At 73.6% G+C, this 26,964-nt stretch carries 22 protein-coding genes; 8 read left to right on the forward strand and 14 right to left on the reverse strand.

The genetic code is table 11. The annotated features are described in order from the left end of the window. Nucleotides 1-20: 20 nt before the first annotated feature. Nucleotides 21-806, forward strand: coding sequence for a lipoyl(octanoyl) transferase LipB (lipB, locus tag KR546_RS10710; protein ID WP_238444705.1), 786 nt, complete (start codon nt 21-23; stop codon nt 804-806). Here the strand turns inward: lipB and KR546_RS10715 are convergent. Further along, nucleotides 790-1,524 (reverse strand): SDR family NAD(P)-dependent oxidoreductase, encoded by a 735-nt coding sequence (locus tag KR546_RS10715; protein ID WP_238444706.1) that lies wholly within the window; start codon nt 1,522-1,524, stop codon nt 790-792. The two genes, lipB and KR546_RS10715, sit on opposite strands and share 17 nt — an antisense overlap. Nucleotides 1,525-1,877: 353 nt before the next feature. Here KR546_RS10715 and lipA point away from each other — a divergent pair, with 353 nt between their 5' ends. Then, nucleotides 1,878-2,903 (forward strand): lipoyl synthase, encoded by a 1,026-nt coding sequence (gene lipA / locus KR546_RS10720; protein ID WP_238444707.1) that lies wholly within the window; start codon nt 1,878-1,880, stop codon nt 2,901-2,903. A 16-nt stretch (nt 2,904-2,919) separates the two neighbouring features. On the opposite strand, the gene KR546_RS19720 is transcribed toward lipA, so the two are convergent. Next, a complete protein-coding gene (locus KR546_RS19720; RefSeq protein WP_238444708.1) occupies nt 2,920-3,591 on the reverse strand; it encodes a CPBP family intramembrane glutamic endopeptidase in 672 nt (223 codons plus the stop codon). Nucleotides 3,592-3,799: 208 nt separating this feature from the next. Here KR546_RS19720 and KR546_RS10730 point away from each other — a divergent pair, with 208 nt between their 5' ends. Further along, nucleotides 3,800-5,836 (forward strand): alpha/beta-hydrolase family protein, encoded by a 2,037-nt coding sequence (locus tag KR546_RS10730; RefSeq protein ID WP_238444709.1) that lies wholly within the window; start codon nt 3,800-3,802, stop codon nt 5,834-5,836. Between the two features lie 91 nt (nt 5,837-5,927). Continuing rightward, nucleotides 5,928-6,584 carry a TM7S3/TM198-like domain-containing protein gene (locus KR546_RS10735; RefSeq protein ID WP_238444710.1) on the forward strand — a complete coding sequence of 219 codons (657 nt, stop codon included), beginning with the start codon at nt 5,928-5,930 and terminating at the stop codon, nt 6,582-6,584. Here KR546_RS10735 and KR546_RS10740 read toward each other — a convergent pair. The 9 genes from KR546_RS10740 to KR546_RS10780 form a co-directional block, all read right to left on the reverse strand. Next, complete coding sequence (locus tag KR546_RS10740) at nt 6,581-7,639, reverse strand: mechanosensitive ion channel family protein (protein WP_238444711.1); 1,059 nt, start codon at nt 7,637-7,639, stop codon at nt 6,581-6,583. The two genes, KR546_RS10735 and KR546_RS10740, sit on opposite strands and share 4 nt — an antisense overlap. 124 nt (nt 7,640-7,763) lie before the next feature. Beyond that, a complete protein-coding gene (locus KR546_RS10745; protein ID WP_238444712.1) occupies nt 7,764-8,294 on the reverse strand; it encodes a hypothetical protein in 531 nt (176 codons plus the stop codon). Further along, nucleotides 8,279-8,887 (reverse strand): RNA polymerase sigma factor, encoded by a 609-nt coding sequence (locus tag KR546_RS10750; protein ID WP_238444713.1) that lies wholly within the window; start codon nt 8,885-8,887, stop codon nt 8,279-8,281. Before KR546_RS10750 ends, KR546_RS10745 begins: the two co-directional genes overlap by 16 nt. Before the next feature lie 454 nt (nt 8,888-9,341). Then, nucleotides 9,342-11,945 carry a CHAT domain-containing protein gene (locus KR546_RS10755; RefSeq protein WP_238444714.1) on the reverse strand — a complete coding sequence of 868 codons (2,604 nt, stop codon included), beginning with the start codon at nt 11,943-11,945 and terminating at the stop codon, nt 9,342-9,344. Continuing rightward, nucleotides 11,942-13,885 (reverse strand): S8 family serine peptidase, encoded by a 1,944-nt coding sequence (locus KR546_RS10760; RefSeq protein ID WP_238444715.1) that lies wholly within the window; start codon nt 13,883-13,885, stop codon nt 11,942-11,944. The genes KR546_RS10755 and KR546_RS10760 overlap by 4 nt, the downstream gene beginning before the upstream one ends. Nucleotides 13,886-13,937: 52 nt before the next feature. Continuing rightward, entirely contained in the window at nt 13,938-14,453 is a 516-nt protein-coding gene (locus KR546_RS10765; RefSeq protein ID WP_238444716.1) for a hypothetical protein, read from the reverse strand. A gap of 185 nt (nt 14,454-14,638) precedes the next feature. Continuing rightward, nucleotides 14,639-17,233 carry a CHAT domain-containing protein gene (locus KR546_RS19725; protein ID WP_238444717.1) on the reverse strand — a complete coding sequence of 865 codons (2,595 nt, stop codon included), beginning with the start codon at nt 17,231-17,233 and terminating at the stop codon, nt 14,639-14,641. A gap of 10 nt (nt 17,234-17,243) precedes the next feature. Then, nucleotides 17,244-18,926 (reverse strand): S8/S53 family peptidase, encoded by a 1,683-nt coding sequence (locus KR546_RS10775; protein ID WP_238444718.1) that lies wholly within the window; start codon nt 18,924-18,926, stop codon nt 17,244-17,246. Between the two features lie 279 nt (nt 18,927-19,205). After that, complete coding sequence (locus KR546_RS10780; protein WP_238444719.1) at nt 19,206-20,636, reverse strand: amidase; 1,431 nt, start codon at nt 20,634-20,636, stop codon at nt 19,206-19,208. A gap of 100 nt (nt 20,637-20,736) precedes the next feature. On the opposite strand from KR546_RS10780, the gene KR546_RS10785 reads away from it, so the two are divergent. Continuing rightward, nucleotides 20,737-21,204: a GNAT family N-acetyltransferase gene (locus tag KR546_RS10785; RefSeq protein ID WP_238444720.1), complete on the forward strand. Its 468-nt coding sequence runs from the start codon at nt 20,737-20,739 to the stop codon at nt 21,202-21,204. Between the two features lie 147 nt (nt 21,205-21,351). On the opposite strand, the gene KR546_RS10790 is transcribed toward KR546_RS10785, so the two are convergent. Genes KR546_RS10790 through KR546_RS10800 form a run of 3 tightly spaced genes read right to left on the reverse strand, consistent with a single transcriptional unit; the run spans nt 21,352 to nt 24,388 of the window. Beyond that, nucleotides 21,352-22,608, reverse strand: coding sequence for an aspartate aminotransferase family protein (locus KR546_RS10790; RefSeq protein ID WP_238444721.1), 1,257 nt, complete (start codon nt 22,606-22,608; stop codon nt 21,352-21,354). Then, a complete protein-coding gene (locus tag KR546_RS10795; protein ID WP_238444722.1) occupies nt 22,605-23,552 on the reverse strand; it encodes a DODA-type extradiol aromatic ring-opening family dioxygenase in 948 nt (315 codons plus the stop codon). The genes KR546_RS10790 and KR546_RS10795 overlap by 4 nt, the downstream gene beginning before the upstream one ends. A gap of 41 nt (nt 23,553-23,593) precedes the next feature. Then, nucleotides 23,594-24,388 (reverse strand): acetoacetate decarboxylase family protein, encoded by a 795-nt coding sequence (locus tag KR546_RS10800; protein ID WP_238444723.1) that lies wholly within the window; start codon nt 24,386-24,388, stop codon nt 23,594-23,596. Nucleotides 24,389-24,566: 178 nt separating this feature from the next. Between KR546_RS10800 and KR546_RS10805 the strand changes: the two genes are divergently transcribed. The 3 genes from KR546_RS10805 to KR546_RS10815 are packed head-to-tail and all read left to right on the forward strand — an operon-like array spanning nt 24,567 to nt 26,901. Then, nucleotides 24,567-24,860 (forward strand): hypothetical protein, encoded by a 294-nt coding sequence (locus KR546_RS10805; protein WP_238444772.1) that lies wholly within the window; start codon nt 24,567-24,569, stop codon nt 24,858-24,860. Nucleotides 24,861-24,880: 20 nt separating this feature from the next. Next, on the forward strand, nt 24,881-26,017 hold the full coding sequence (locus KR546_RS10810) for a JmjC domain-containing protein (RefSeq protein ID WP_238444724.1): 1,137 nt from the start codon (nt 24,881-24,883) through the stop codon (nt 26,015-26,017). Then, complete coding sequence (locus KR546_RS10815; protein WP_238444725.1) at nt 26,014-26,901, forward strand: sucrase ferredoxin; 888 nt, start codon at nt 26,014-26,016, stop codon at nt 26,899-26,901. Before KR546_RS10810 ends, KR546_RS10815 begins: the two co-directional genes overlap by 4 nt. Nucleotides 26,902-26,964: the final 63 nt, after the last annotated feature.

The following is a 26,964-nucleotide window of genomic DNA, read 5'->3' on the forward strand; positions in this document are numbered from 1 at the left end:
TCCCGGACCAAGGCCGTGTGATGGCGACGCGCTCCGCCCGCCGTGGTGGGCCGGCCTCGACGCTGCGCGCGACGCCGGACCGGCCGCTGCAGGTCGTCACACCCGGGACCGTGGACTACCGACGGGCATGGGACTGGCAACGGCGACTGGCCCGGGCACGCGCCGCCGACGAGGTCGGCGACGTGCTGCTCCTGCTCCAGCACCCCCCGACCTACACGCTGGGCACCCGTGCGGACCGCGCCAACGTGTTGCTGGACGAGGCCGGACTGGCCGACGCCGGCATCGACCTCGTCCAGATCGACCGTGGCGGCGACGTCACCTACCACGGTCCCGGGCAACTGGTCGGCTACCCCATCCTGCGGCTGGACGGCCCCCGGGTCGTCGACTACGTCCGCGCCCTGGAGGAGTTGAACCTGCGCCTGCTGGCGGCGCACGGCGTCGACGCGTACCGGATCGACGACCTGACCGGGGTCTGGACCGACGCCGGGAAGGTGACGGCGATCGGCGTCCGCGTGACCGCTGGTCGCGTCACCCAGCACGGCTGGGCGACCAATGTCACGACCGACCTCGACGAGTTCCGCGGGATCGTCCCGTGCGGCATCGACGATCGCCCGGTCACCTCGATGGCGGCGCTGGGTGCCGACCTCGACATGGCCACCGCCGTGGACGACACCGTCGCGGCGTTCGGCGAGGTCTTCGGGGCGGCCCTCGAGCCGGTCGCGGCCGACGGGCTCGGGCCCGGGCTGGGCCCGGACGGGTCGTCGGGGACCGACGCCGTGGTGCCGGCCGCTACAGGAAGCGCCTGAGGACGCGGCCGGGGACCAGCGGCAGCACCCCACGGGCCAGCAGCCGCCACCACCGTGGCACGTACGCCTCGCCCCGGCGGGCATCGATGCTGTCCAGCATCGACGCGACCGCGGTCTCGACGTCGGTCTTCACGCGCTCGGGCACGCGCTCGGTCATCTCCGACGACACCCAGCCCGGGATCACGACGGTGACGTCGATCCCGCTGCCGGCCAGGTCGGTCCGCAGGGCCCGCCCCAATTGCAGGACACCGGCCTTGCTGACCGAGTAGGACGCCGACGACCCCGGCAGGCCCCGCGTCCCGGCGACCGACGACACCAGGACCAGGTGGCCCACACCCCGGGGGCGGAACAGCGACAGCGCGACCTCGGCCTGGGCGAACACGCCGACGAGGTTGGTCTCGAGCACGCCGACGTTGCGATCGTGGTGGCCGTCCCCGACCACCGCTCCCCCGCCTCGGCCGGCGTTGGCGACCACGACGTCGAGCCCGCCGAGGACGGCGTCGGCGGCCCGGACCTCCCGGTCCACGGCGGCGGCATCGGTCACGTCGAGCTCGTGGACGCTGACGATGGCGCCGTTGGCGGACAGCTCGTCGGCGAGCGCGGTGAGCCGGTCCGTTCGCCGGGCGGCCAACGCAACGGCGTCGCCGCGAGCAGCGAGTTGGCGGGCCAGCTCGGCGCCGATGCCGGAGCTCGCCCCGGAGATGAAGTAGGCAGCCATGCCCCCGGACGATAGCTCCCACCCTCCCCCACCCCCGAGCGGGTGCACGACCGAGCGCGAACCGCACCCAACCGCACCCACTCACCACCTCCCGGGCCGCCACGTCCCGAGCGGGTGCACGACCGAGCGCAAACCGCACCGAAGTGCACCCACTCACCACCTCCCGGGCCGCCACGTCCCGAGCGGGTGCACGACCGAGCGCGAACCGCACCGAAGTGCACCCGCTGGAGGGGTCGGGCGACTGGCGGTGTCGGCGCGGCGGGCGGGCGGGGCGGTGAGCGTCGGACGGGCGGGGAGGTGGGGGGTGGTGGATACGATCGAGGGACCGCAACTCCGAGTTCCGAGGAGTCACCGTGACCGCCGAGCCCGTCATCCCCCCGGGCACCCGCACGCTGGACGTCCTGGGGCGTGAGCGCACCCAGCGCGCCGGCGTCGTCCGCAAGACCATCGACACGTCGCTGCACGACGGTCGCAAGCCCGAGTGGCTGAAGGTCAAGGCCTCGTTCGGCGACAACTTCACCGACCTCAAGCGCCTGATGGGCGACCTCGACCTCAACACGGTCTGCGAGCAGGCCGCGTGCCCCAACATCTACGAGTGCTGGGAGATGCGCGAGGCGACCTTCCTCATCGGTGGGTCGGACTGCACGCGGCGCTGTGGGTTCTGCCAGATCAAGACCGGCAAGCCGGCCGGCTACGACCAGGACGAGCCCCGCCGCGTCGCCGAGGCGGTCGAGCACCTCGGGCTGCGCTTCGTCGTGGTCACGATGGTGGCTCGTGACGACCTGGCCGACAACGGCTCGTGGCTGGTGGCCGAGACCATCCGCCAGGTCCGGGCCCGCACCCCCGACGTGGGCATCGAGGTCCTGCCCAGCGACTTCGGCTACGGCCTGGACCCGACCGTCGGCGCGGCGGCGCTCGAGCAGGTCGTGGCCGACCCGCCGGACGTGTTCGCGTTCAACCTCGAGACGACCCGGCGCCTGTTCAAGGAGATCCGCCCGTCGTTCGACTACGACCGCGGGCTGGAGTTCCTCGCCCTCGCGCGCGAGAAGTTCCCGGCCGACACGGCCGTCAAGTCCAACATCATCGTGGGCATGGGCGAGACCGACGAGGAAGTGCTCGAGATGATGCGCGACCTTCGTGCGGCGAACGTCCAGTTGCTGACCATCGGCCAGTACCTGCAGCCGTCGGCCCAGCACCTGCACCTCGACCGCTACGTCACCCCCGAGTCGTTCGAGAAGTTCCGCCAGTACGGCGAGGAGGAACTGGGCTTCGACCATGTCGAGTCCGGCCCGATGGTGCGCTCGTCCTACCACGCCGGCGACCAGGCGACCGATGCCGGGGCGTGGGCCCACGACAAGGAACGCCTCCCCGTCCTGTAGGGCCAGGGGGTTCGGCTCAGGGGTCGGCAGGCTCGGGCGTCGGCGTGGCGATGCGCGCCCCGAACGCCAGCACCATGTTCACCGCGGCGTGCACGCCCACCGGGGCCCAGATCCCGCCGGTCCGCAGTCGCAGCCAGCCCAGGAACAGCCCGGCCAGGCCCGTCGCCACCACCGTGACGGCGATCCAGCGCAACTCGTCGTGGCCCTCGCGCCGGGCCTGGTCGCGGGCGACGACCACGTGCCCGAAGCCGAACGCCACCGAGCTGCCCACCAGCGCGACGACGTCACCACCCATCCGCGCCAGCAGCGCCCACACGACGCCCCGGAACAGGACCTCCTCGGTCAGGGCGGTGAACATCGGGATCCGCACGAGCGTGTGGACCAGGAACTCGCTCGACCCCATCGCGGCCATGCGCTGGTCGGTCAGCCACCCCGCCACGGTCGGCACGACCCGCGACACCGCCACGACACCCAGGCACAGCCCGGCGGTCGCCAGCGTCCAGGGCACGGCCGCGGCCAGCCCCCTGGTCGGGTCGACCGACGAGAACAGCCACACGCCGCCGGCCACCGCGGCCGCCGTCACGCCGATCGACACGACCGGCTCGCGCAGTCGGGGCGGCGCCAGGTGGAGAGCGTTGTGCCACACCACGATCCCGATGACCAGGACGATCGACAGGACGGGTTGCACGGTCGGGGGATCCTCGTCGTCGGGGGTCTGACCCCCTGCGGGGAGCGCGTGGTCGACCGAGGAGGCTACCGACGCCACGATCTCGACCAGCGACCGAGGACGTGGCCGACCCCGCCGACGTGGACGCATCGGACCCCCTAGGTTCGACGGCGCGAACGGGCCCGACCCGTGCGTCGGTGCCGTGTTCGGACCCGGACCAGGAGCAACGATGGCCACCCCCGACGACGACCTGCACGACCGGATGGCACGACGAGCCACCGAGACGGGGCTGCTGGTCGCGGCCGCCGCCCTGCCGGCCACCTTCCAGCGCACGCTGACCAGTCGCAGCAACCTCGACCAGGCCCTGGTCACCGGACTCACCGTCACGATCGGCCAGGGGCTGGTCTCGACCGTCCAGGAGGCGCTGCAGGCACTGTCACGACCGACCACCGGGACCACCGGCGACGACACCCGTGACTGGCACCGGCGGGTGCTGGGGGCGGACGCGCTGGCCGTGCTGGCCGGGCTCGGGCTCGAGCACTGGCTGGACGAGCGTGACGGCGAGACCCTGTGGCGTGCGACCGCGCGAACGACCGGCTGGCTGCTCAAGATCACCGGGACCGCCGGGCTCGCGGCGGGCGCCGTGCACAGTGCCGCCGGCACGGCCGAGGGCGACGACGACACGGCGGCGCGCGCCGGCCTGGTCGTGCTCGCCGGCGCCCTGGCCGCCGCACGGGAGCTGGATCGCCGGCGCCACGAACGGCTCGACGAGGGACGCGACCTCGACGTCGAGGAGGCATCGGTGTCGGTCGGGCGGTCCCTGGCCATGGGCGTCGGCGTGACGGTCGGCGCCACCGGCCTGGCACGGGCCGAGGGCTGGATCAGCGAGCAGGTGGCCGGCCTCCTGGGGTCGGTGCTTCCCGGTGGACGCGAGACGTGGCGTCCGGTCGGCCACCTCGCGTCGGTGGGCCTGTTGCTGGCCGGGGCACGGGCGGCAGCCCAGCCGGTCTTCCGGTCGCTGGAGGGGACCAACACCCGGTTCGAGGCCGCCCTGGACGTGGCACCGTGGCGTCCGGAGGTCTCCGGTTCGCCGGACAGCACCATCCCGTACGACACCATGGGCCGCATGGGTCGCCGCATGGCCTGGACGGTCCGGCCTCCGGACGAGATCGAGCGGGTGGTCGGCGAACCGGCCGCGGCCCACCCGGTGCGAATCTACGGTGGGCTGGAGCTTGCACCGACCGTGCAGGAGCGCGTCGACCGGGTGCTGGACGACCTCGAGCGGGCGGGTGGCCTGGAGCGTCGCTGGCTGATGCTGGTCTCGCCGACCGGGACCGGCTACGCCAACTACGCCGCACTGGGCGCGCTGGAGTTCCTGACCCGCGGCGACTGTGCCAGCGTCGCCATGCAGTACTCGGCCCGTCCCTCGCCGCTGTCGCTGGACCGGGTCGACGAGGGTCGCGCGCAGTTCCGTGCGCTCGTCGACACCCTCGGGGAGCGGCTGGAGGGACGCGCGCAGCGACCGACCGTGGTGGTCTTCGGCGAGAGCCTCGGGGCGTGGACCAGCCAGGACGCCTTCCTGCACCAGGGCACCGACGGCCTGCGGGACGCCCACGTCGACCATGCCCTGTGGATCGGGACGCCGTTCGAGAGCAAGTGGAAGGACCAGGTGCTGTCCGGCGACCGGCCCGACGTCGACCCGTCACTGCTCGGGGTGTTCAACGACATCGGCGAGTGGGACGCCCAGGACCCCGACCGCGCCGCGGACCTGCGCTTCGTGATGCTGACCCACCACGACGACGGGGTGGCCCGCTTCGGGCAGTCCCTGCTCGTCCAGCGGCCCGACTGGCTGGGGGACCCGGACACCCGTCCCAGCGGGGTGCGTCGCTCCCAGCGCTGGATCCCGGTCACGACCTTCGTGCAGACGCTGGTGGACATGAAGAACGCCGCCCGGGTCGTCCCGGGGGTGTTCGCCGCACGGGGGCACGACTACCGCGCCGACCTGGCGCCGTTCCTCGCCGCGGTGCTCGACCTGCCGGCGACCTCGGCCCAGCAGGACGCGATCCGCCGTGCCCTGGAGGCCGAGGAGGCCGTCCGGACCCGCTGGATCGCCGACCACGGGACCATCGGCAACTCCATGGCCGTCCAGTTGGTCGACCGCATCCGGACCCAGTCCCCCGAGGCCTTCGCCGCCGCCATGGACGACCTGCGGGCCGAGCTGCGCGGCTGGGGCGCGGCATGGGAGGCGGGGACCGACCCGGCGTGACGCCGTCGGCGATGTCCCACCGCCCGACGGGCCGGGACTAGGGTTCGCGGTACACGGCCCCACGACGGGGCCACGACGGACGAGGCGGACCGTGGACGACGTGGTGGTGGGGATCCTGGCGGTGCTGGTCGGCGCCGCCTTCTGCTTCCGGGGGTACCTGGCGATGCGGGTCATCATCCCGATGTGGGGTGCGCTGGTCGGGTTCTTCCTGGGCGCCGGCCTGGTGGCCAGTTTCACCGACGGCGGCTTCCTGGCCACGACCACGGCCTGGCTGGTGGGGGTCGGCGTGGCGTTGCTGTTCGGTGTCCTGGCATACCTGTACTACGAGTTCTCGGTCGTGTTGAGCATGGCCGCGATCGGCTGGGTCCTGGGCACGACCGTGCTGGTCGCGCTGGGCGTGACCTGGACGTGGGTGATCATCCTGGGTGGCGTCGCCGCCGGCGCCCTGCTGGGGTTCGTGGCGATCGCGGCCGACCTGCCGATGGCGCTGCTGACGATCCTGACCGCCTTCGGGGGTGCCACCGTCGTGACGACCGGCGTGATGCTCCTGGTCGGGACCCTCGACGTCGAGCAACTGGGCCAGGGCGCCACGACGGTGGCCATGGAGACGTCCGCCTGGTGGGTGGTGCTGTACTTCGGCCTCGCGATCGCCGGGATCGTCATCCAGCTGCGCGACGTCGACCGGCGCCGCGCCGGACTGCGCTCCGCCTGGGAAGGCGACGGCGGTCGCAGCATGCGGGCCGTCTAGGCGTCCCCGTCGGCACCCGGCGCGCCGGTGGCGAGCTGGCCGTCACCGCCGTCGCGGAAGACCTGCCCGTCACCCCGGATCCACAGTTCGCGCTGGGGGAACGGGATCGAGATGTCGTTGGCGTCCAGGGCGAGCTTGATCCGCTGGCGCATCTCCCGGGCCACCGTCCACTGCTCGCCCGGCAGGGTCTTGATCGAGGTGCGGATCACGACCGCGTCCGCCCCGAGGGTCTCCACGCCCAGGATCTCCGGATCCTCGAGCACGACCTGGTCGAAGTCGGGGTCGACCGACATTTCGTGGGCGACCTGGCCGATCACCTCGCGCGCGTGGGCGACGTCGGTGTCGTAGGCCACGCCGATGTCGAGCACCGCGCGGGCCCAGTCCTGGGACATGTTCCCGACCCGCTGGATTTGGCCGTTCGGGACGTGCCACAGCGTCCCGTCCACGGCCCGCAGCGAGGTCGTCCGCAGGGAGATCGACTCCACGACGCCGGTGGCCTCGCCGACGTCGATGACGTCGCCGATGCCGAACTGGTCCTCGGCCAGCATGAACAGGCCGGTCAGGAAGTCCTGCACCAACGACTGGGCCCCGAAGCCCAGCGCGACGCCGATGATCCCGGCACTGGCCACCAACGGCCCGAGGTTGATGTTGAACGCACCAAGGGCGATCATCACCCCGATGGTCCACACGAGCACCGTGACGATGCTCGACACCACCGCGACCAGGGACTCGACCCGGCGGGCCCGGCGCGGATCGGGCGGGCCGGTGCGCAGTCCCGGGGTGAGGTCGGTGATCCGACTGGGTCGGTCCCCGCCAGCGACCAGCCGGCGGCCGATCCGGCGGACGGCGAAGCGGGCGATCAGGCTGACGACGAAGGTCACGACCAGGACGGCGAACGCCTGGGTCAACGGGGCCACGATCCCCCCGGCCAGCCCTGCGAGTGCATCGGAGCCGGTGGTCTCCAGCACCCAGTCGCACACGGCGTTGGGCTGGTCCTCACACAGGCCGGTCGGCTGCTCGGTCGCCGACTGGGCGAGGACGACGAGGGCGTTCACGAGGGGAGGTCTCCTGGGTCGCGGTGGCGCGGGCCGGGCGGCGGGGCGGGTTCCCAGCGTAGGAGTGGCGCGCGCGACGACGCCCGGTGGGACCCGAACCGTCGACCGCCGTCCGACCGGATCGCTACAGCTGGAACACCGGGGTGACCACGGCCGGGCCGTCGCCGTCCACGGTGGCGACCACGAGCTGGACCATGCTGGCCGGCACGTCGTCGAAGACGAACCGCCCGTCGTCCCCGACGCGCTGGCGCCGCGGCGTGTCCGGCAGGCGCAGCGTCACGTCGACCTCGCCCCCGCCGGTCAACCAGCCGTCGACCCGGAAGCGGTCGCGACCCACCTCGGTCACCGCGACCGTGACGGTCACCGACGCCGCCGCGAAGGTCATCGTCAGGGAGCGGTCGGTCGTGGCACTGCGGACCCCGGCCAGGTCTCCGTCCCGGTCGGTCGAGGTCTGGAGGAGGTGCGCCACCTCGACCTCGACCTCCTCCAGTGCCACGGCGAAGCGGGCACGGTCGACCAGCCCCGCCGGGACCGGGTCCAGCCGGTCCGCGAGCCGGGCCAGGCCGGCCAGGAGTCGCTCGTCGTGGTCGTCGATCGGTCCGTCGGGGCCGCCGTCGTCGGGTGGGATCGGGGCGTCCATCAGCTCGTCTCCCACGTCGGGTCGTCGGCCAGGAGCGTGCGCAGCTTGGCCAGGCAGCGACCACGGGTCGGCCCGATGCTGCCGATCGGCATGCCGAGTGCCTCGGAGATGCTGGCGTAGTCCGGGCGGTCCGCGAAGGCGATGACCCGCAGCAGGGTCCGGCACCGCTCGGGCAGGGACTGGACGTGGGCCCACAGCCGCTCGGCCTCGTCCTCCAGCTCGACGGCCTCGTCCGGTCCCCGGGTCGGGGTGGCCGTGGCGACCCAGTCGACCTCGTCCGGGTCGCGGTGCCCGACGGTCTGGCCGAGGTCGTCACTGCGGACCGGCCGGTCACGCCGGGTCGCACGCCACGCGTCGCGCTTGGCCGTCGTGACCAACCACGACACGACCGCGCGTGGCTCCTCGATCGCGTCGGCGCGACGCACCAGGGCCAGCCAGGCCCGCTGGATCACGTCCTCGGCGGCGGTGGAGGACAGCCCCTGGGACCGCACCACGTGCCACAGCAGCGGTGTCACCTCCCCGACGAGGTCGTCGAACCCCGAACGGTCCCCCTCCAGGTACCGACGGAAGCACCGCTCGGCGCGATCCGTGAGTGTCGCGGTCGTCATCCCTGCCCCAACGTGGTCGGATGGTGCGCCCGGTCGTGGTCCGTCGGCATCCGTTCGCGGCTCCTGGGTTTCGCGTTCCGCGTCCGGGCCTCGATGGCCACGCGCACGTCGTCCAGCCTAGACACGTCGCGCCCGTGGCCGGACGACGTGGGGCGCCGTCACGAGTGGGAGCACGAACTGCAGGACCGTGATACCACCACCCCGCGTCGTGCGTCCAGCGCACGTACCGGGGGCCTCGCGTATCAGGGGACGACCCCTCCGCCTCCCGTGTGTCGACCGGCGGCCCGGGTGCGAGCCCGACGCCACCGGATCCGGTGCCCGGTCGCTGCTGTCGGGGGACGAGCAGCGGCCGGGCACCGGCACCATCGCGGCGGGGGCTCCCACGGGGCAGGGCAGGCCCCCGCCGACACCTCCCACGCCCGCCACCGCGTCCCGGCCGATGCCCGGACCGTCCTCAGCCGACCAGGGGACGAAGTCCGGCCCCCAGGCACCCGAACGGCGCGAGCTCGCCAGCGCCCGCCGCATCGGCGACGGCCATCGCCAGCGCCTCCGCCGGACCGAGCCCGGCCACCAGGCCCTCGTGCACGGCGATCATGACGTCGTGTGCGGTCTCGTCGCGCACCCGGGCGAGCCCCGCGAGCACGGTCGGCACCCCCGCCTGCAACAGGGCGGCCGTGAGTCCCAGTGGCTCGTCACCCCGCCGGACCGTGTGCGAGCCGACCTCGCAGCTGGACAGCACCACCAGGCGGGCCCGGGGGTCCGGCTCCAGCTCGTGGGCGAAGATCGGGCCGTCGTGGAGTCGCAACGAGGAGAACAGCGGTGACGCGGCCTGGTGGTGGCCATGGGTGGCCAGGTGCACCACGTCGGCCTCGCGCAGCCCCCGGCGCACGACCGCGCCGGTGGCATCCGCACCCTGCGCGACCCAGCCCGACCCCCAGGCCTCCGCCACGGCGACGGCCTCGGCCACGGAACGGTCCAGTCCGGGCCCCGCGACGGCCATCACCCCGGCCCCCGAGGCCGACGCGGCCCGCCCACGAAGCCGGTCCCACATGGTCAGGCTCGGGACCATGGTCGAGGCGAGTCCGAGCCGACTGGGCACGAGCGACCACGGCACCAGCGCCAGCGCCCCGTGGGGAACCAGCACCAGGGGGGACGGGCCCACCTCCAGCGGGCGCAGCAGCCGGGCGTCCAGTCGTTGCAGCGTCGCGTCGACCGAGCGACGCATCACGCTGCGGACGGCCTCGGGGACCCCGGACAGGACGACCGCCTGGAGGTCGGAGCGCACCTGCTCGACGTCGCGCACGGCCGTGGCGAGGTCGCCGAGCTCGACGACGGTGACGTCTCGCTGGTCGATGCGGACCGCGAGGAGGCGCGACCCGACACTGGTGTAGGACACCGCCACGGCCCCGCTGGGGGCGAGGTGTGCCCGGACGGTGGCGAGGTCGGCCAGCCCGACGTCGGACCGCACCCCGCTGCGCTGCCACTCCCGGTGGCGCAGGTCGTGCTGGAGCCGCGTGATCTCCCGCCGCAGCCGCCGGTCGTGCTCGGGGTCGCCACCCTCGTCGCGTCGCCACAGGGCGTCGTTGGCACGGCGCAGTCGGGCGAGCTGCTCACGCTCCCGTGCGGTCGCGCTGGGACGGACCGGGGCGATCCGCGTCGACGAGGCGTGCGATCGCTCGACGGCCCCGTGCACGACCTCCGGATCGTCACGTCCGACGGCGTCGGCGACCCCGATCTCGGCCAGCTCACGACCGTGGATCGCCATCGCCGTGCGCAGGTCGACCGAGCCGAGTCGTGCCTGAGCCCGTCCGAGCTCGACCAGCCCGTCCTCGACGATCTGCTGGAGGTCGGCGTCGCCCCGCGCGGCGGCCAACCCTGCGCGGGCGCGATACCAGCGCAGGCGCACGCTGACCGCGGCGTCCTCGGCGGCTCGCCCGTCCAGGGCACGGGCCGCCCGGTCCGGGTCACCGGCGACGAGCGCCGCCTCGGCCAGCATGAACCAGGCCGGCAGGCTGATCTCGACGTCGTCGGCGTCGTCGGCCGCCCGCGCCAGGTCCTCGACCTGGTCGGCCAGGGACGGGTCCGGTGGGATCCCCGTGGGGTCCGACGGTGCCAGGCCGGCCACCTCCGACTGGGCCTGCTCGAGCCGGACCGCCAGCCGGACGAACGCCGCCCGCCGCGCCCAGCGCGCGTTGCGGCGACCCACGAACAGGCCTGCTGCCCGCTCGGTCTGCTCCGCCGCGAGGTCGAGGTCCCCGCTGGCGAGGGCGCCCCGGGCACGCAGCAGGTGGGCCTCGCCGACGTCCTGGTGGCGCCCCGACCCGGCCATGTCGCCGATGGCCTGCTCGAGGAACGCGTCGCCCTCGTCGACCAGGCCCGCCTCCTGCAGGACCCGGGCACGATCCATGCGTGCGATCGGGTCGTCCATCAGCCGCCCGACGGCCGGCTCGAGCTCGACGTCGGCCACCCCCCGCGCGAACACGTCCAGCGCACGGGGCAGGTCGCCCTGGATGAAGGCGAGGAATCCCCGGTTGTGCCGGGCCTTCTGGGCGAGTTCCAGCAGGTCGGCCGCAGCCCCCTCCTCCTCCACCCGGCCCAGGTCGCGACCCGCGGCGTCGAGGTCGCCCACCTCCAACCGGACGAATCCCCGGTTGAGGAGGAACCGCACCCGATCCTCGGTCGACGCGTCGTCCAGCCAGGGGTCGGCCGTGTCGAAGACCGCCATCGCGGCGTGCACGTCGCCACCCCGCAGGTGGCAGTACGCCCTCGCCCCCGCGACCGCCACGCGCAGGTCGGCGAGGCCCGCCGCATCGACGATCTGGGCGGCACGGTCCAGCAGGGGCGACCAGGACTGGTCGACGTCGACCTCGTGTCGCGAGCAGGCGAGGATCGTCAGCGCGCGCACCAGCAGCCGCTGCTCACCGGGATCGTGCGTCGTGCCGAGCGCGTCGACCACGGGGCGGGCCAGCGTGGCCGCAGCGCCGTAGTCGTGGGCCTCCATCGCCCGCCGCGCCAGTTCGACCCGGCGATCCGGGGTGAGCCCGGGCGGGGCCGTCAACCCGCGTCCGCGTCGTCTCGCGTCGCGTCGGGGCGCTCGACGTGCCCGAAGCCCTCCAGGGACACCAGGGCCTTCCACGCCCGTGCCACGGATCCCGGGACGGACGGGTCGTGCTCGGCGAGCGGGACGTCGTCCGACGCCAGCGCGGCCGCCAGCTCGGCCGCCAGCACCGGTGCGGAGAACGACGTCCCACTCCACACGGCGAAGCCCCGGTAGTCGTCGGGGTCCAGTGCGGTGCGTCGGGTGCCGAACGCGGTCTCGACCTCGACGTCCGGACTCGCGCCGGCATCGACCAGCGGGAAGGTCGAGACCAGCGAGACGCCGGCGCGCCAGGCCGTGACCCACGGGCCGTCGTTGCTGAACAGCGCGGACGATCCGTCGGGGTTCGTCGCGCCCACGGCCACGAGCGGGACCAGGTCACCGTGCAGGGGCAGGGTCGGCTGGCCGTCGTCCACCGGCCCGGTGTCCCCCTGGTCGGTGTCCGCGGGCGGTTCGCCGTCGGACGGCGCCGGGACCGGTGGGCGTGGCAGCCGCTGTGCCAGGGCACCCGGCCAGCACGGCCGGACGGTGGCGTCGTTGCCGGCCGAGGCGACGACCGCCACGCCCAGCATGCCGAGCGCGCGCAGTCGCGGCTCCAGCAACTCCGTGAAGGCGGGGTCCTCGGGCCGTTCGTGGTAGTAGCCCAGCGACAGGCACACGACGTCGACCAGCCCGTCGCGGTGGCCGGTCACGTTGCCACCGTGGCGCGCGACGAGTTGCCGCACGACCAGGGCCGACAGGATCCGCAACAGCTCGCCCTCCGGGACGACGCCGTCCGCGCCGTACAACGGCACGCTCACGATCCGGGCGTCGGGGCACTCCTGGCGCACCAGGCCGGCGATGAAGGTGCCGTGTCCGGCCTGGGACTCCAGCTGGCGCAGCAGGGGGTCGGACACGAGCGGGTCGTCGACCAGCGCGTGGTCACCCAGCGGCAGCGAGGACGACGTCGCGGTGCCGACCCGGGGCAGGCGCTCGACGACGGGCGGGCGGTCGTGCGCGTCGTCGGGGAAATCCCCGAGCCACGGATGCGGCTGGACCGGCGTGTCGACGATCGCGACGACCGGACCCGGGCGTGACTCGTCGGGCCCGACGGGTGCGGGTCCACGCCAGGTCACCGGCATGCGACCCCCGGCACCCGGCACGGCGTACCGGGCGATCGAGGCCCCGAGCGGGTTGCCGGCGCCGAACGCACCGCCAGAGGTGAACGGACCGCCCGAGGTGAATGGACCACCCGAGGTGAACGGGCCGCCCGACGTGAACGGACCGCCCGACGTGAACGGACCCCCCGACGTGAACGGACCACCGGACGTGAACGGCTGGCCGGACATGGTCGGCATCCCGACCAGGTGGTCCAGCGCCAGGACGAGGTCCTCGTCGGCGTGACGCAGCAGGACCAGTGCCCGCCACGCGTCGGGCGGATCGTCCAGCGGGTGCTCGGTCACCAGCCGCAGGTGGACCGTGGTGTCGCAGGCGAGCTCGAGGGCATCCTGCTCGACCGGGGTCAGGGCCATGTCGGCGACGAGCCCGCGCAGGTCCGGCTCCCGATCGTCCTGCTGGACGCGGAACGACTCGCCGGCGTCGTCCAGGAGCTCGTTGACGTGGGCGACGAGTCGCTGCGGGTCGTGCGGGGCCTCGCAGGTGCGGTCGCACTCGTGACCCTCGGGGAGGGGCGTGGTCCGGGCCAGGAGCCGATCGGCGCAGTACCGCGTCGGCCGGCAGGCGGCGGCGCCGTGGTCGTCGTGGCGATGCCGCACGTGCCGGGTCGCCTCCACGGGGTCGAGGTGTCGCGCCGCCCAGCGACGCGCCGCACCGGGTGGAACGCCGACGTCCGGGTCGTGGTCACCGGCGGGAAGTCGTTGGTCGGCGGCGTAGTCGGCCGCGCGGTCGTACCTGGGAATCATGGTCGCCCCTCGTGGTGCGGTCGCCGAGCCCGGGTGCCCGAGGACGGGCTCGTCACAGTTCGACGGCCGGCGTGATCATCGTCGCCCGACCGTCGGGCTCCTCCACCAGCAACTGGACCTGGCCCCGGGGGACCTCATCGAACCAGAAGCGGCCGCGCTCGGCGGCCGCTCGACGGGTCTCTCCCGGGATGCGCAGGGCGATGACGGCATCGTCCGCGCCGGTCAGCCACCCGTCGATGCGGACGAGCCGATGGCCGGACGGGGACACCGTGATCGTCATGGACGTGCGCTCGGAGGAGAACGTCATCGTCGCCGTGTCCGTGTCGGCGGCGTCACCCCCGCGCACGCCGGACCCCGCGAGGAGGTCCTCGCGCTGGATCTCGGCCACCTCGGCGTACACCTCGTCGAGCGCCACCGCGAAGGTGATGCGGCCGACGAGGCCCGGCGGCACCGGGTCGAGCGTCTCGGCGGCATGTCGGAGGGTGGTCAGGACGTGGGCGTCGACGGTGTCGAGCGGTCCACGTGCGAGCACGGCGGGGTCGTGTTCCGAGGAGGGCTCGTGGGGCATCGGTCGCTCCTGGGCGGTCAGGCGGTCGGGCGGTCGTGGCGTCTCAGGTCGTGACGGGGGTCACGGGGCGGGTCGCGTCGGGTCGGGGCAGGACCGTGACGGACGTCGGGCAGCGGTTGGGAGGCACGATGTCGGCGACTCGATACCTGCGGGGGCCGACTCGTGCGACGAGCGCACATGACGTGTCATGCCGACCGCCTCCGTGTCGTGACGTCCGCCACCGGACCGAGGCCGTTGCCCAGCACCACCATGGGCGCGACACCACCGTCGTCGCCGGCATCGGCCACCACGCGGCTGACGGCACGGGCCGGGGAGGATCCGCCCGCGAGGTACCGGTGCAGTTCGCTGCCCACGCGCGCCGCCACGTCGTCGCGGATGGGTGCGACCGCCCCCACCACCACGTCCACCCCCGTGTCGAGCAGTGCTGCGGCGAAGCCAAGCGGCTCGTCGCCCGGACGCATGGCGTGCTCGGCGACGTCGCACGCCGACAGCACGACCAGGCGCGTGGCGGTCGCCCGTGACAGGTCGTGGGCGTAGAAGGGACCGTCCTCGAGCCGGACCGACGAGAACAGCGGCGCGGCGGCGTGGTGGACGCCGTGCGCCGCGAGGTGGACCACCTCCGCCTCGGCCAGCGCGGCCCGCAGGTGATCCCCCCGGGCCGCGGTCGCCCGACCCGTCGTGCCCCAGGTCGCCGCGACGTCGGCGACCTCGTCGTGCGCCCGGTCGAGGTCCGGGCCGGCGAGGGCCCGGACCACGGGGGCTGACGTCGGGGGACGCCCGCGGCGACGGACCCAGCGGGTCGCACTGGGCGAGGTCACGGTGCCGGCACCCGCACGACTGGGGAGCAGCGACCACGGGACCAGGGCCAGGTCGGCGTGGGGCACGACGACGAGGTCGCGGCCGGGTGCGTCGAGCGGCGTCGCCAGCAGGGCGTCCAGGCGGGCCAACCCGTCCCGCAGTGAGTCTCCCACCACGCCACGCATCGCAGGGGGCAGGCTGGAGAGGTTGACCACCCGCAGGTCGGCCCGCACCCGCCCGACCGCCCCGAGGATCGGGCCGATCGGACCCAGGCGGATCGGCGCGGCCTCGCGGGCCGTCACCCGGAGGGCGACCAGGTCGTCACCCGAGCGGACGAACGAGACCGACACGGCGTCCCCACGACCCAGTTCGGCACCGAGCTCGTCCAGGGAGACGATCGGGTCGGGACCGTCCTGCGACGCACCACCGGACTGGCGCCAGGCTCGTCGACGCAGGTCCTCGCGCAACCGGCCGGCCCGGTCACCCCACGCCTCGCGCTGCGACTCGGGGGCCTCGACCTCGCGCCACCGGCGGTCCTCGAGCGCGCGCAGCTCGGCGAGCAGGCGGCGGTCGGCGTCGGGGAGGTCGGCCCGCACGGGGGTCAGGCGTGACGACGCGGCATGGGCCAGGTCCACCGCACGATGCAGCTCCTCGACGGATCCACGGGCAAGGGCGGCCTGCACCCCGATGTCGACCAACGGACGTCCGTGCAGCGCCATCGCGGTGCGCAGGTCACGCGAGCCCACCTGCGACTGTGCGTCGGCCAGTGCCGCGACCCCCTCCTCGACGACGACCAGCACGTCCGGATCCTCGCGTGCCAGTGCCACGGCCGCCCGGCACAGGTGCCACCGCAGCCGGATGCGTGGCGTGGCCCAGTCCGGCACCTCGATCGCACGCAGCTCGAGCTCGGCGCTCGCGAGTTCGCCCATGGCACACGCGATGTCGATCGCCAGCAGGCGCGCAACGAGCTCCACCTCCGCATCGACCTCGCCGGCCTGGTCGACGAGGTCCAGCGCGCGCCGTCGCAGGGGACGCAGGTCCCGTGACGGCAGCGCGCCGGTGGAGACCCGCTGGCGCGCGACCTCCACCACGACGAGCTCGGCCCGCCGCCACCACCACGGGTTGTCGGTGGTCGCGAACAGGTCCTCGGCCATGGCGGCGAGCTCGGCCGAACGCTCGAGATCACCTGCCACGAGCGCGGCCTCGGCCCGGACCAACGTGACCTCGCCGACGTCTCGTCCGCGCTGTTCACGCTCGAACAGGGCCTGTGCACGGGCGAGGAGGGCGTCGGCCTCGTCCACCAGCCCGGCCTCGATCAGGACCCGTCCACGATCGAGCAGGCCGATGGGCTCCGGCGTCTCGGTCGTCCCGTCGTCGTGCTCACCGGCCGTCGCCATGCCGGCGATCGCGCGGGGGAGGTCGCCGTCGAGGGAGGAGAGGTAGGCCAGGTTGTGCCGTGCCTTGTAGGCCGTCCTGGGCTGCCGGGCACCGGAGGCCTCCGCCACCGCGCGGACGAAGTCGCGCCGCGCCTCGGCCCGGTGGCCCAGCTCCATCCGGAGCACGCCACGGTTCAGCACCATGGATGCCCGGTGGCTGGGGCTCGTCAGGTGCAGGATCGGCTCGGCCGCGAGGAACGCCTCGAGCGCCTGTTCCATCCGCCCTGCCCGCAGGAGGAGGATCGCCCGCTGCCCGAGCAGCGCGACCCGCAGGTCGTCTGCATCCGGGGGGAGGAGCGACTCGGCCCGCGTGAGGTGGTCCAGCCCCGGCACCGGATCACCCGTGATGTCGGTCTCGGCGAGCGCGAGCCCCAGGAGCGCGCGAACCCGCAGTCGGTCCGTGTCGTCGTGCGACGGAAGGTCGTCGAGCCCGGCCAGCGCCTGTCGGTAGCAGGTGATGGACGCCGCCGGGGCGCCGTGGTTGACATGCGTGCGCCCGGCTTCGACCAGTTCGGCCATGGCGGCGACCGCGTCGCGCTCGGTCACGCCCGGGACATCACGCGGGAGTCGGGTCGCCGTCGACCGCGTCGACGTCGGACGACCGCGGTTCGGTGGGGAGTTCGCCCAGGGCAGCGAGCGCCACCTTCGCGCGGCTCTCGATGGAGTCACCCGCGCTGGCATGGCCGGCGTCCACGAGCGCCCGGGCCAACTGGCCGGCGAACAGCGGCGTGGCGAAGGAGGTGCCACTCCAGGTCGCGAACCCGTCCCGGTAGTCGTCCTGGTCGAGGCCACTGCGGTGACCGGGCGACCACAGTCGCTCCAGCTGGGCCCCGGGGTTGCCGGAGGCGTCGACCCGCGGGAAGGTGCTGACGAGCGACGCGCCGCGCCGCCAGTGGCTGACCCAGCGTGCCTCGTTGCTGAACAGCGCCACGGTCCCGTCGGGATTGGTGGCGCCGACACACACCATCGGGGCCGACGGTGGCGGGGCCGGCTCGGCGAGCCCGTTGGGTGCCAGGGCTGCAGGCACGCAGGGCCGGACCGTCGCGTCGTTGCCCGCCGAGACGACGACCGTGACCCCGGTCGCCTGCAGGGCCCGGATCGCACCCAGCACCTGGGCGGTGTGTTCGACGTCCTCCAGGGTCTCGTGGTAGTAGCCCAGCGACAGCGAGACGATGTCGATGGGCGGCCGGGCCGGGTCCCCGGACCGCAGGGCATCGTCCTGGCGGATCGCCAGCAGCAACAGGGCGTCCAGCAGGGCGTGCTCGGCGATGACGCCGTCGACCTCGAACAACGGCACCGACCTGATCCGTGCCGCCGGGCACGCCTGGCGGACCAGGCCGGCGATGAACGTCCCGTGACCGGCAAGCGTCTCGAGCCCGCGCAGCAGTGGCTCCGACGACGTGGGCGCACTCGCCTGCGCCGAGGCCGACGCGATGCTGCTGCCGTCCTGCATCGTCACCGCCTCGCCGATCCCGGATCCCTGCAACCATCCGTGCTCGGCGTCCACGGCGGTGTCCATGACCAACACGACCGGACCTCCCGGGTCCGCGTCGTCCGGCGTCGCCCAGCCCGGACGTGCCACCGGGGCGCGGCCGCCCCGCCCCGGCACGGCGTAGGCGGCCACGCTGGCCCCCGGGGAGTGGCCGTCGTACATCGGATGGCCGTCGTACATCGGATGCCCGTCGTACATCGGGTGCCCGTCGTACATCGGGTGGAGCGTGACGGCATGGTCGAGGCCGACGAGCGCCTTGCCGAGTGCCCGTCGACCCACCGGTGGTGACTGGATCCGGGACCGGAGGACCTGGAGGATCGGCCACGCATCGACCGGTGGCAGGACCACATCGCCGGACCGGACGGTGATGGCCAGCGGGACCGCCCTGGCGCGCTCGACCAGCGCCCGGACCCTGCGGTCACGGACCCCTTCCACCAGCCCCGCCCAGTCCCGGGCCTCGCCGTCGGGCCCGGACATCTCGACGGGCTCCACCTCGACCTTGATCCCGGCGTCCGTCGCGAGCTGTTGCTCGACGATCACCCGGACCTCGGAGATCACCTCGTCCAGGACCTCGTCGACGCCGTCGCGCCCACGAACCAGGAGGTGGTTGCCGACGTAGCACGTCTCGAAGGGGTCGTCGTCCTGGGCACCGAACGGCGGGGCGGCGGTCGCCGGGTCGAGCAGCCGGAGCCGCAGGCGTGCGCGTGCCTCCGACGGGATCCGGATGACAGGGGCCCGATCGAGCAACGGGACCCTCGATCGGCGCGCACGATCCTGTTTTCCCGGTGGCTGTGGGAGCCGCGCCCCCTCGCGACCGAGGAGCCACCGCAGCTCGTCACGCACGTCCTTCGGGGAGAGGGGCTCGGAGGCAGTCATGGAGCGTCCGTGGTGTCGGGGGTTGGGGCCGCGGCCGGCCGCGCGGGCCGAGGCATCGGAGTCGATGGTGCGACGTCGTGATACGCCGACGGGCGTCGGAGGCCCATCTCGGTCGAGGAGCGCACGTCCCCGTGGACAGGGCGCACGCGGTCACGGCATCGGACCGCGGGGGTCGATGGGCCTCGGATCCAGCCCCAGGTCGGCCTCGAGGACGGCACCGGCAGCCAGGACCACGTCCTCGCGGCGTGGCGGCCCGACCAGTTGCAGCCCCACCGGCAGCCCGGACGCGGTGACGCCCACCGGCACGACCAGGGCCGGTGAGGCGACCGTCGTGGCCAGGAAGGTGATCTTGACCCAGTCGATGTAGGTCGCGAAGTCCATCCCGCGGTACGACGACAGCGAGCGGGTCTCCAGGCTCGGTGGTGGGACGATCGCGGCCGGCAGGGCCAGCAGGTCGACGTCGTCCAGGAACGCGACCCAGCGGGCGTACACCTCGGCGCGCAGGCGGCGGCCACGGGCCTGGTCGGCGCCCGTCAGGTCGCGGCCGTGGCCGACGTTCCACTGGACGTCGGCGTTGGTCTCGTCCAGCCGGTCGCCGATCACCTCGCCGAAGTCGGCCTGCAGCCGGGCCCGCAGCAGGTGGTAGGCCTCGTGCAGCCCGGTCGTGTCCGGACTGGCCTCGACCACGTCGGTGCCCAGGGCCGCGAGGCGCGCGACCGCCGATCGACAGATCACGACTACCTCCGGGTCCACGGTGGTGTAGCCATCGAGGTCGGGCGTGAACGCGAGCCGCCGCGGCGGCTCGGCGTGGTCCACGACGTCGACGTACGCCCGGTCGGGGACGGGCAGCGACATCGGGTCACGCCGGTCCACCCCGGCCATCGCGTCCAGTCCCAGCGCCACGTCCCCGACGGTCCGACCCATCGGCCCGGACACGTTGACGTCGTCGAACGGGTTGCCACCCGGACCGCGCACCACCCGGCCGGGGGTGGGACGCAACCCGACCACGCCGCAGAACGAGGCCGGCGTGCGCAGCGAACCCCCCACGTCGGTCCCCTGCGCGAGCCACACCTGGCCGGTCGTGAGCGCCGCGGTGGCCCCACCCGACGAGCCGCCCGGACTGCGCGTGGTGTCCCACGGGTTGCGGGTCGCGCCGAACACCTCGTTGGTGGTGTGGGCGCCGTTGCCGAACTCGGGGGTGTTGGACTTGGCGACCACGATCCCGCCCTTGGACTCGAGTCGCTCGACCAGCAGGTCCGAGGTCTCCGGCACCCGGTCGGCGAACAGCGTCGACCCCCGGGTGGTCCGCACGCCGGCCACGTCCGTGAGGTCCTTGATCGCCAGCGGCAGTCCGCCGAGCCAGCCACGGTCCACCTCGGTGCCGGTGACACGGGCCGTCTCCTCGAGTCCACGGGCACGGTCCAGGGCCCGCTCCCCCACCACGGTCGGCAGGGCGTTGACCGCGCCGTCCACGTCCGCGATCCGGGCCAGCGAGGCCTCGACCAGCTCGCTCGGCCGGACCTCGCCGGCCCGCAGCTCCGCCACGGCCCGGCGCGCCGTCCACCCGATCACCTCGTCCACGTCTCCACCTCGCTGCGCGCCGCCGGTCCGACCGGGGGGCACGTCGGACACGCTAGGTGGGCGTAGCCTCCGGGGCATCGTGCGACGGGAGGACGCCCGGATGGTCGAGGTGCGACGGGTGGCGGCGGACGACCCGGCCGTGGTCGACCTGCTGGCGGCCCACGTGGCGCTGATGGACGCCGGCCCCGAACCCGCCGAGGCGAAGCACCGGCTGGAGCCCGACGCGCTGGCCGACCCGGCGCTCACGCTGCTGGCGGCGTTCGACGACGGCGAGGTGGTCGCGATCGGCGCGTACGCGGCTCGCGGGGACGACTGGGGCGAGGTCAAGTCCATGCACGTCGCCGCCGACCACCGGGGGCGCGGGCTCGGTCGCACGATGCTGGCCGCGCTCGAGGACGAGGCCCGCCGCCACGGCGCCACCCACGTCCGGCTCGAGACCGGCGCCACGATGGCCGCCGCCCTCGCCCTCTACCTGGGCGCCGGCTACACCCCCCGCGCCCCCTTCGGCCACTATCCGGAGCATCCTGCCAGCATCTTCCTCGAGAAGGCATTGCCGCCACACCCGTGACTCGTGCCCGACGCGAGCCCGACTCGCGATGTGAGTTCGACGCACCGATGTGAGTTCCGCGCACATGGGCGGACAACTCACATCGCGGAGGGGAACTGACATCGGGTGGAGGTGTCGGCGCTGCAGGGGCGGGGAGGACGCGGGGGGTCAGGCCGTGGCGGACAGGGCGTGGTCGAGGGCGGTGACGGCGTGGTCGACCTGGTCGGCGGTGGCGACCAGCGGGGGGATCCAGCGGATCGTCGAGCCGAACGGTCCACACGACATCAGCACGACGTTGGACTGCTCGACCATGTGCGCCAGCACCGCCTTCGTGCGTGCGGGGTCCGGCCGACCGTCGTCGTCGACCAGCTCGGTGCCGACCATCATCCCGAGGCCGTGGTGCTCGGCGATCGCCTCGTGGGCCCCGAGCAGCTCGTCCAGGCCGGCGCGCAGCTGGACAGCGCGCTCGCGGACGGTGTCCATGAAGCCGTCGGCGGTCAGCACGTCGATCGTGGCCAGCGCGGCGGCACAGCCCATCGGGTTGCCCCCGAAGGTGCCACCGTGGCTGCCGGGCGGCCAGTGCGCCATGAGCTGGTGCGACGCGCCGATCGCCGACACCGGGAAGCCCGACGCGATGCCCTTGGCCATCACCATCACGTCGGGATCGAGGTCGTGGTGGTCGACGGCGAACAGCTCGCCCGTCCGACCGAACCCGGACTGGACCTCGTCGGCGACGAACAGCATGCCGTGCTCACGGCAGCGCTCCAGCAGCCCCTCGAGGAACGCCCGGGGCGCCTCGACGTAGCCACCCTCGCCCAGCACCGGCTCGATGATGACCGCCGCCACCTCCGACGGTGCGGTCTGGGTGCCCAGCAGCAGGTCGAACTCGCGCAGGCAGCGGGCAACGGCCGTGTCGACGTCCTCGCCGCTCAGGAAGGTGTACGGGAACGGGGCGACGTGGATGCCGGACGGCAGCGGCCCCTGGTTGACGCGGTAGACCGACTTGGAGGTCGTCATCGCCATCGCCTGGTGGGTGCGTCCGTGGAACGACCCGCGGAACACGATCGTGTCGGTCCGCCCGGTGGCCCACTTCGCCAGCTTGACCGCGGCCTCGGTCGCCTCGGCCCCGGAGTTGGCGAGGAAGAACGTGTCGATCGAGTCCGGGGTGATCTCGTCCAGCCGGGTGGTCAGCGGGTCGAGCAGGTCGTGGGTGTAGCAGTTGAGCTGGGCGTGCAGGAACCGCCCTGCCTGCTCGCGCACCGCGGCCACGACCTGCGGGTGGGCGTGGCCGGTGTTGACGACGCCGATGCCCGACGTGAAGTCGAGGTAGTCCTGTCCGTCGACGGTGGTGACCACGGCCCCGGAGCCGTGCGTCACCTGCAGGTCGGTGACCTTGAACCAGACGTCGCTGAGGTGTTCGTTCACGCCCCGGCACTCGTCCCGGCACCCGCGGTGGCGGGCTCGTCGGTGGTGATCCCTGCGACCTCGACGCCGTGGCCGGTCCAGCCGGTGGCCGGGCGGTCGAACCACACGTGGACCTGGCCCGTCCCGGTGGCGTTCTCGTAGTCGCTGAGCTTCTCCCCCGTGGCGATGCACGCCCGGCCACCGACCGCGGCCTGCATCATCAGGACGTGCCCGAACCCACCCTCGGGGGCGTGGGCCATGTAGTCGTCCATGTGGTCCACGATCGCCGCGTGGTCCCCGGCCTCCATCCAGGCGATGCGCTGCTCGTCGGCGGCGCGGGCCTCGGGCGTGATGATGTGGGAGGGGTCCGACGCCTCGTGCTCCTCGAGCTTCTTGAGCGACCAGAACCGGTGGCTCATCCCCCCGGAGGCGAGCAGCACGACCTTGCGATCGGTGGCCGCGACGGCCCGGCCGATCGCGCGGCCGACCCGCTGGAAGTCGTCGTCCTCGCCCGTCTGGGCGATCGACACCGAGATCACCTTCTGGTCGGTGCGCAGGTACTTCACGAGGTTGATCGTGGCGTAGAAGATCGGCAGGTGCGGGTCGTGGTTGGCGTGGATCGGCGTCCCCACCACCTCGCCCTGGGCGGCGATCGCGTCCGCCAACTCGGGGTCACCGTCGTACTCGAAGGGGATCTGTGACATCCCGCGGGGCAGCTCGGCAGAGGTGAACACGCCCTCGAAGTGGTCCTGGGCGGTCACGACGTGCTCGACCGTGGTGAACCAGTGCGTGTCGAGGATCACGATCGTGTCGACGTCGAGCGCCGCCAGCTTCTCGTCGCGCATCCGGTGCAGACCGGGCACGAGCGAGATCTCCCTGCCCTCGTTGAGCTCGAGTCGCTGCTCGCGGGGCATCATGATCGTCGGGGCGTGCGAGGTCAGCGAGACGGCCAGGATCTCACCCATGGTGGGGCCTTTCCGGGGTCGGTGGGTCGAGTGTGCCGGGTTCAGGTCATGCGGGCGAGCGTCTCGCCGCCGGGGAAGGTCACGCCGAGCTGCTGGTAGAACCCGCCGATCATCTCGCGCGGCTCCAGCAACCCGAACTCCTCGCCCGGCACGTCGAACAGGGCCAGGTCGGCGTCGCCGGTGAAGATCGGCCCGGCGTCGACGTCGGTGGACTTCATGGTGACGAGCTCGTGCAGCGCGGCGGTCCCGTCGGCCTCGATCGACGGCATGAAACGGGTGTGGACCATCGCGTGGCTGTTGACGAACCCACCCGTGTCGCTGGTGCCGGTGATGGTGAAGGTGGCCTCGGCCAGCCGCCGGTCGTTGGCCGCGAGGGTGGCGCCGAACCGCCCACCGACCTCGAGCCGGGGTCCGGCCCGGCCGTACGCCACCGGCCGGGTCATCCAGATGCTGCCGAGTTTCTTGGGGTAGCCCTGGAAGTGGCCACGGACCATCGCGAAGTCCTTGTCCACCCAGATGTAGGCACACCGGGACCGGTGTTCGCCCTCGTAGCGCCCCCGGATGACGAAGAACACCTCGCGGTACTGGGCCCGGACCGGGTCGTCCAGCTCCGCGAAGTCGTCACCACAGGACTGCCAGTCGGCCCAGACGATCGCGACCGCCCCGGGGTCGTCGGCGGGCTCCATCGGGTCGGGCAGCAACTCGACCACGCGGTCGGGGTCGGTGCGGTACTCGATGGTGAGGAGGTCGCCGGAGTAGTGCCAGGGAGGTGGGGGCAGGATCGACGACGCGCCGGTCGCCGTGCGCGGGAAGATGAATCCGTGCTGTTCCGGCATGGCCGGGCTCCCGTGGGTGCGATTCGTTTGGATCCCAACGATAACACGGGTCCGCGGACCTGTCACGGGCTCGCGTCGCCCGTCGGCGCACCCGCGACCGGCCACTGCCCGGCTGGTCGCCACACCCTACGTTCGTGGGTGCGACCCAGCACTGCCAACCGACCCGACAGGATCCACCATGACCTCCTCCGACGGCCCGCTGCGCGACGACGACATGTCCACCTCCGGTCCCCTGGATGCCGACCGCCCGGCCGCCGACGCAGACGGCACCGACGGTGACGCGACCGACGGCGACGCCACCGACGTCAGCGACGGCGACGCTGCCGACGCAGACGGCACGGACGGTGACGCCACCGACGTGACCGACGGCGACGCCACCGATGCCGACGGCACGGACGGCGACGCCACCGACGTGACGGACGGCGACGCCTCGGACGCCGACGGCGCCGACGCGGACGGGACCGACGCCTGAGCCACGTCTCGCTCGACAGCATGCAGGCCACCGACCTGCTGACCGGTGACGCCCAGGACTTCCTCGCGGAGTCCTGGGCCACCCGCATGCACCTGCACCGGGGCGACCCGGAGTTGCTGACCTCGTTGCTGTCGCTGGACGACGTCGACCGGCTCACGACGGCGTCGGCCATCCGCACCCCGTCCATCCGGCTCGCCCGGGACGGCTCGGTGCTCGCGACCTCCTGCTTCACCCGTCGGGCCAGCCTGGCCGGCGCTCCGCTGACCGGCCTGGTCGACCCGCGCCGGATGCTCGAGGAGTTCGACGACGGTGCCACGATCGTGCTGCAGGGCCTCCAGCGGTCGTGGGAGCCGATCACGGACCTGGTCGCCCAGCTCGAGGCCGAGCTCGGGCATCCCGGGCAGGCCAACGCCTACCTCACCCCGCCGTCGGCGCGTGGCTTCGCCCTGCATGCCGACTCCCACGACGTGTTCGTCGTGCAGACCCACGGGCGCAAGCACTGGGAGGTCCACGACGAGCAGGGCATCCACGAGCTGGTGCTGCGGCCGGGACACGTCCTGTACCTCCCCACCGGCACGCGCCACGCCGCGCGGACGACCGGCAAGGCCTCCCTGCACGTCACGATCGGCATCCGCCCGATCACGTGGCGCGCGGTGGTGGACCGGGCGCTGGCCGAGGTCCTGGCCGACGTCGACGAGCTCGCCGCCCCACTGCCGGCCGGCTGGCACGACGACCCGTCGTCGCTGGCCACCCCGCTCAAGAACCACCTCGGTGCCATCGCCGATGCACTGGCGCGCCACGACCACGACGCCACCGGCGCGGCGGAGGTCGAGCGCTTCCTGACCACCCGACCGACCCGGGTCGGCGGTGCGCTCCGGGACCGACTGGCTGCCGACGACCTCGACGACGACACGGTCGTGCGACGCCGCCCGGGCCACGCGGTCGCGCTGCGCCCCGACGGCGACGACGTCCGGGTCCTGCTCGGCGATCGCGAGCTGCGCGTGCCGGGCTGGGTCCGCCCCGCACTGGACGAGGTCGTCGCCCGTGGCGACGAGCCGCTGCGGCCGGCCGACCTCGCCGACCACCTCGACCACGACAGTCGTCGCGTGCTCGTGCGTCGCCTGGTGGTCGAGGGCCTGCTCACGATCGAACCGTGAGCGATCCCCGCTGCGCCCTGGCCAGCCGCCAGCGTGACGAGGCCGCGTTCGGCACCGCCTCGACCGTGCGGGCCTTCCTGTTGGTCCAGCAGGAAGGTGCGTGGGGCCAGGACGCCCTGGAGGACTCGGCCCTCCCCGACGACGTGGCCGCCTGGCTGCGCACGACCTCCCGGGCGACTGGGGTCCGCCCTTTGCTGATCCGACGCCACGGTCGCGCCGCCGAGCACGGGGTCCGGGTCTTCGCGGCGTACGCGCACCATCGCGAGCCCTGGCTCGAGACCGGGCTCCTCGACGACGTGGGCGAGGTCACCGGCCTCGACCTCGCGGCCCTGGCCGACGGACGATCCACCGGCCTGGCTCGCACCGAGGCCCCCGTGGTCCTGACCTGCACCCACGGCAGCCACGACCTGTGCTGTGCCGTGGAGGGCCGCCCCGTGGCCACCGCCCTGGCCGCGAGCCATCCGGACCTGTCGTGGGAGTGCTCCCACCTGGGCGGGGACCGGTTCGCCGGCAACGTCCTGCTGCTGCCCCGGGGCCTGTCCTACGGACGGGTCGGCCCCGACCTGGCACCCGCGATCGTCGACGGACACCTCGCCGGGCGCGTGGACCGCGACCACCTCCGGGGCAGGTCCGGCTGGCCGTTCGCCGTGCAGGCGGCCGCCCACCACCTGCGTGCGCACCTGGACGTCGACGGGATCGACGACCTACTGCTGACGGGCGCCCGTCGCGACGACCACGTCGTGACGGCGACCTTCACGGTGGCCGAGCGTGCCTGGACGGTGGCGGTGCGGGCCGAGCACGGCCCGGAGGCGGTCCTCACCTGCCGGTCCCCCCGGCCCAACCGCCCGCTGCACCACGCCCTGGTGGAGGTCCGGCCGGGGTGACGTCCGGTCGGCGTCCACGCGACCTCGGCTATCGTTCGGGGACGAACGGACCGCCACGCAGGG

Source organism: Salsipaludibacter albus (assembly GCF_019798055.1).
Taxonomy (GTDB): Bacteria; Actinomycetota; Nitriliruptoria; order Nitriliruptorales; family Nitriliruptoraceae; genus Salsipaludibacter; species Salsipaludibacter albus.

What these genes read in the sequence shown, in the direction of transcription:
- KR546_RS10760 (WP_238444715.1), bottom strand. Translation starts at nt 13,885, where the DNA reads ATGATTCCCAGGTACGACCGCGCGGCCGACTACGCCGCCGACCAACGA.
- KR546_RS10795 (WP_238444722.1), bottom strand. Translation starts at nt 23,552, where the DNA reads ATGGGTGAGATCCTGGCCGTCTCGCTGACCTCGCACGCCCCGACGATC.
- KR546_RS10810 (WP_238444724.1), top strand. Translation starts at nt 24,881, where the DNA reads ATGCAGGCCACCGACCTGCTGACCGGTGACGCCCAGGACTTCCTCGCG.
- KR546_RS10785 (WP_238444720.1), top strand. Translation starts at nt 20,737, where the DNA reads ATGGTCGAGGTGCGACGGGTGGCGGCGGACGACCCGGCCGTGGTCGAC.
- KR546_RS10750 (WP_238444713.1), bottom strand. Translation starts at nt 8,887, where the DNA reads ATGACGACCGCGACACTCACGGATCGCGCCGAGCGGTGCTTCCGTCGG.
- KR546_RS10805 (WP_238444772.1), top strand. Translation starts at nt 24,567, where the DNA reads ATGACCTCCTCCGACGGCCCGCTGCGCGACGACGACATGTCCACCTCC.
- KR546_RS10715 (WP_238444706.1), bottom strand. Translation starts at nt 1,524, where the DNA reads ATGGCTGCCTACTTCATCTCCGGGGCGAGCTCCGGCATCGGCGCCGAG.
- KR546_RS10800 (WP_238444723.1), bottom strand. Translation starts at nt 24,388, where the DNA reads ATGCCGGAACAGCACGGATTCATCTTCCCGCGCACGGCGACCGGCGCG.
- lipB (WP_238444705.1), top strand. Translation starts at nt 21, where the DNA reads ATGGCGACGCGCTCCGCCCGCCGTGGTGGGCCGGCCTCGACGCTGCGC.
- KR546_RS10730 (WP_238444709.1), top strand. Translation starts at nt 3,800, where the DNA reads ATGGCCACCCCCGACGACGACCTGCACGACCGGATGGCACGACGAGCC.
- KR546_RS10765 (WP_238444716.1), bottom strand. Translation starts at nt 14,453, where the DNA reads ATGCCCCACGAGCCCTCCTCGGAACACGACCCCGCCGTGCTCGCACGT.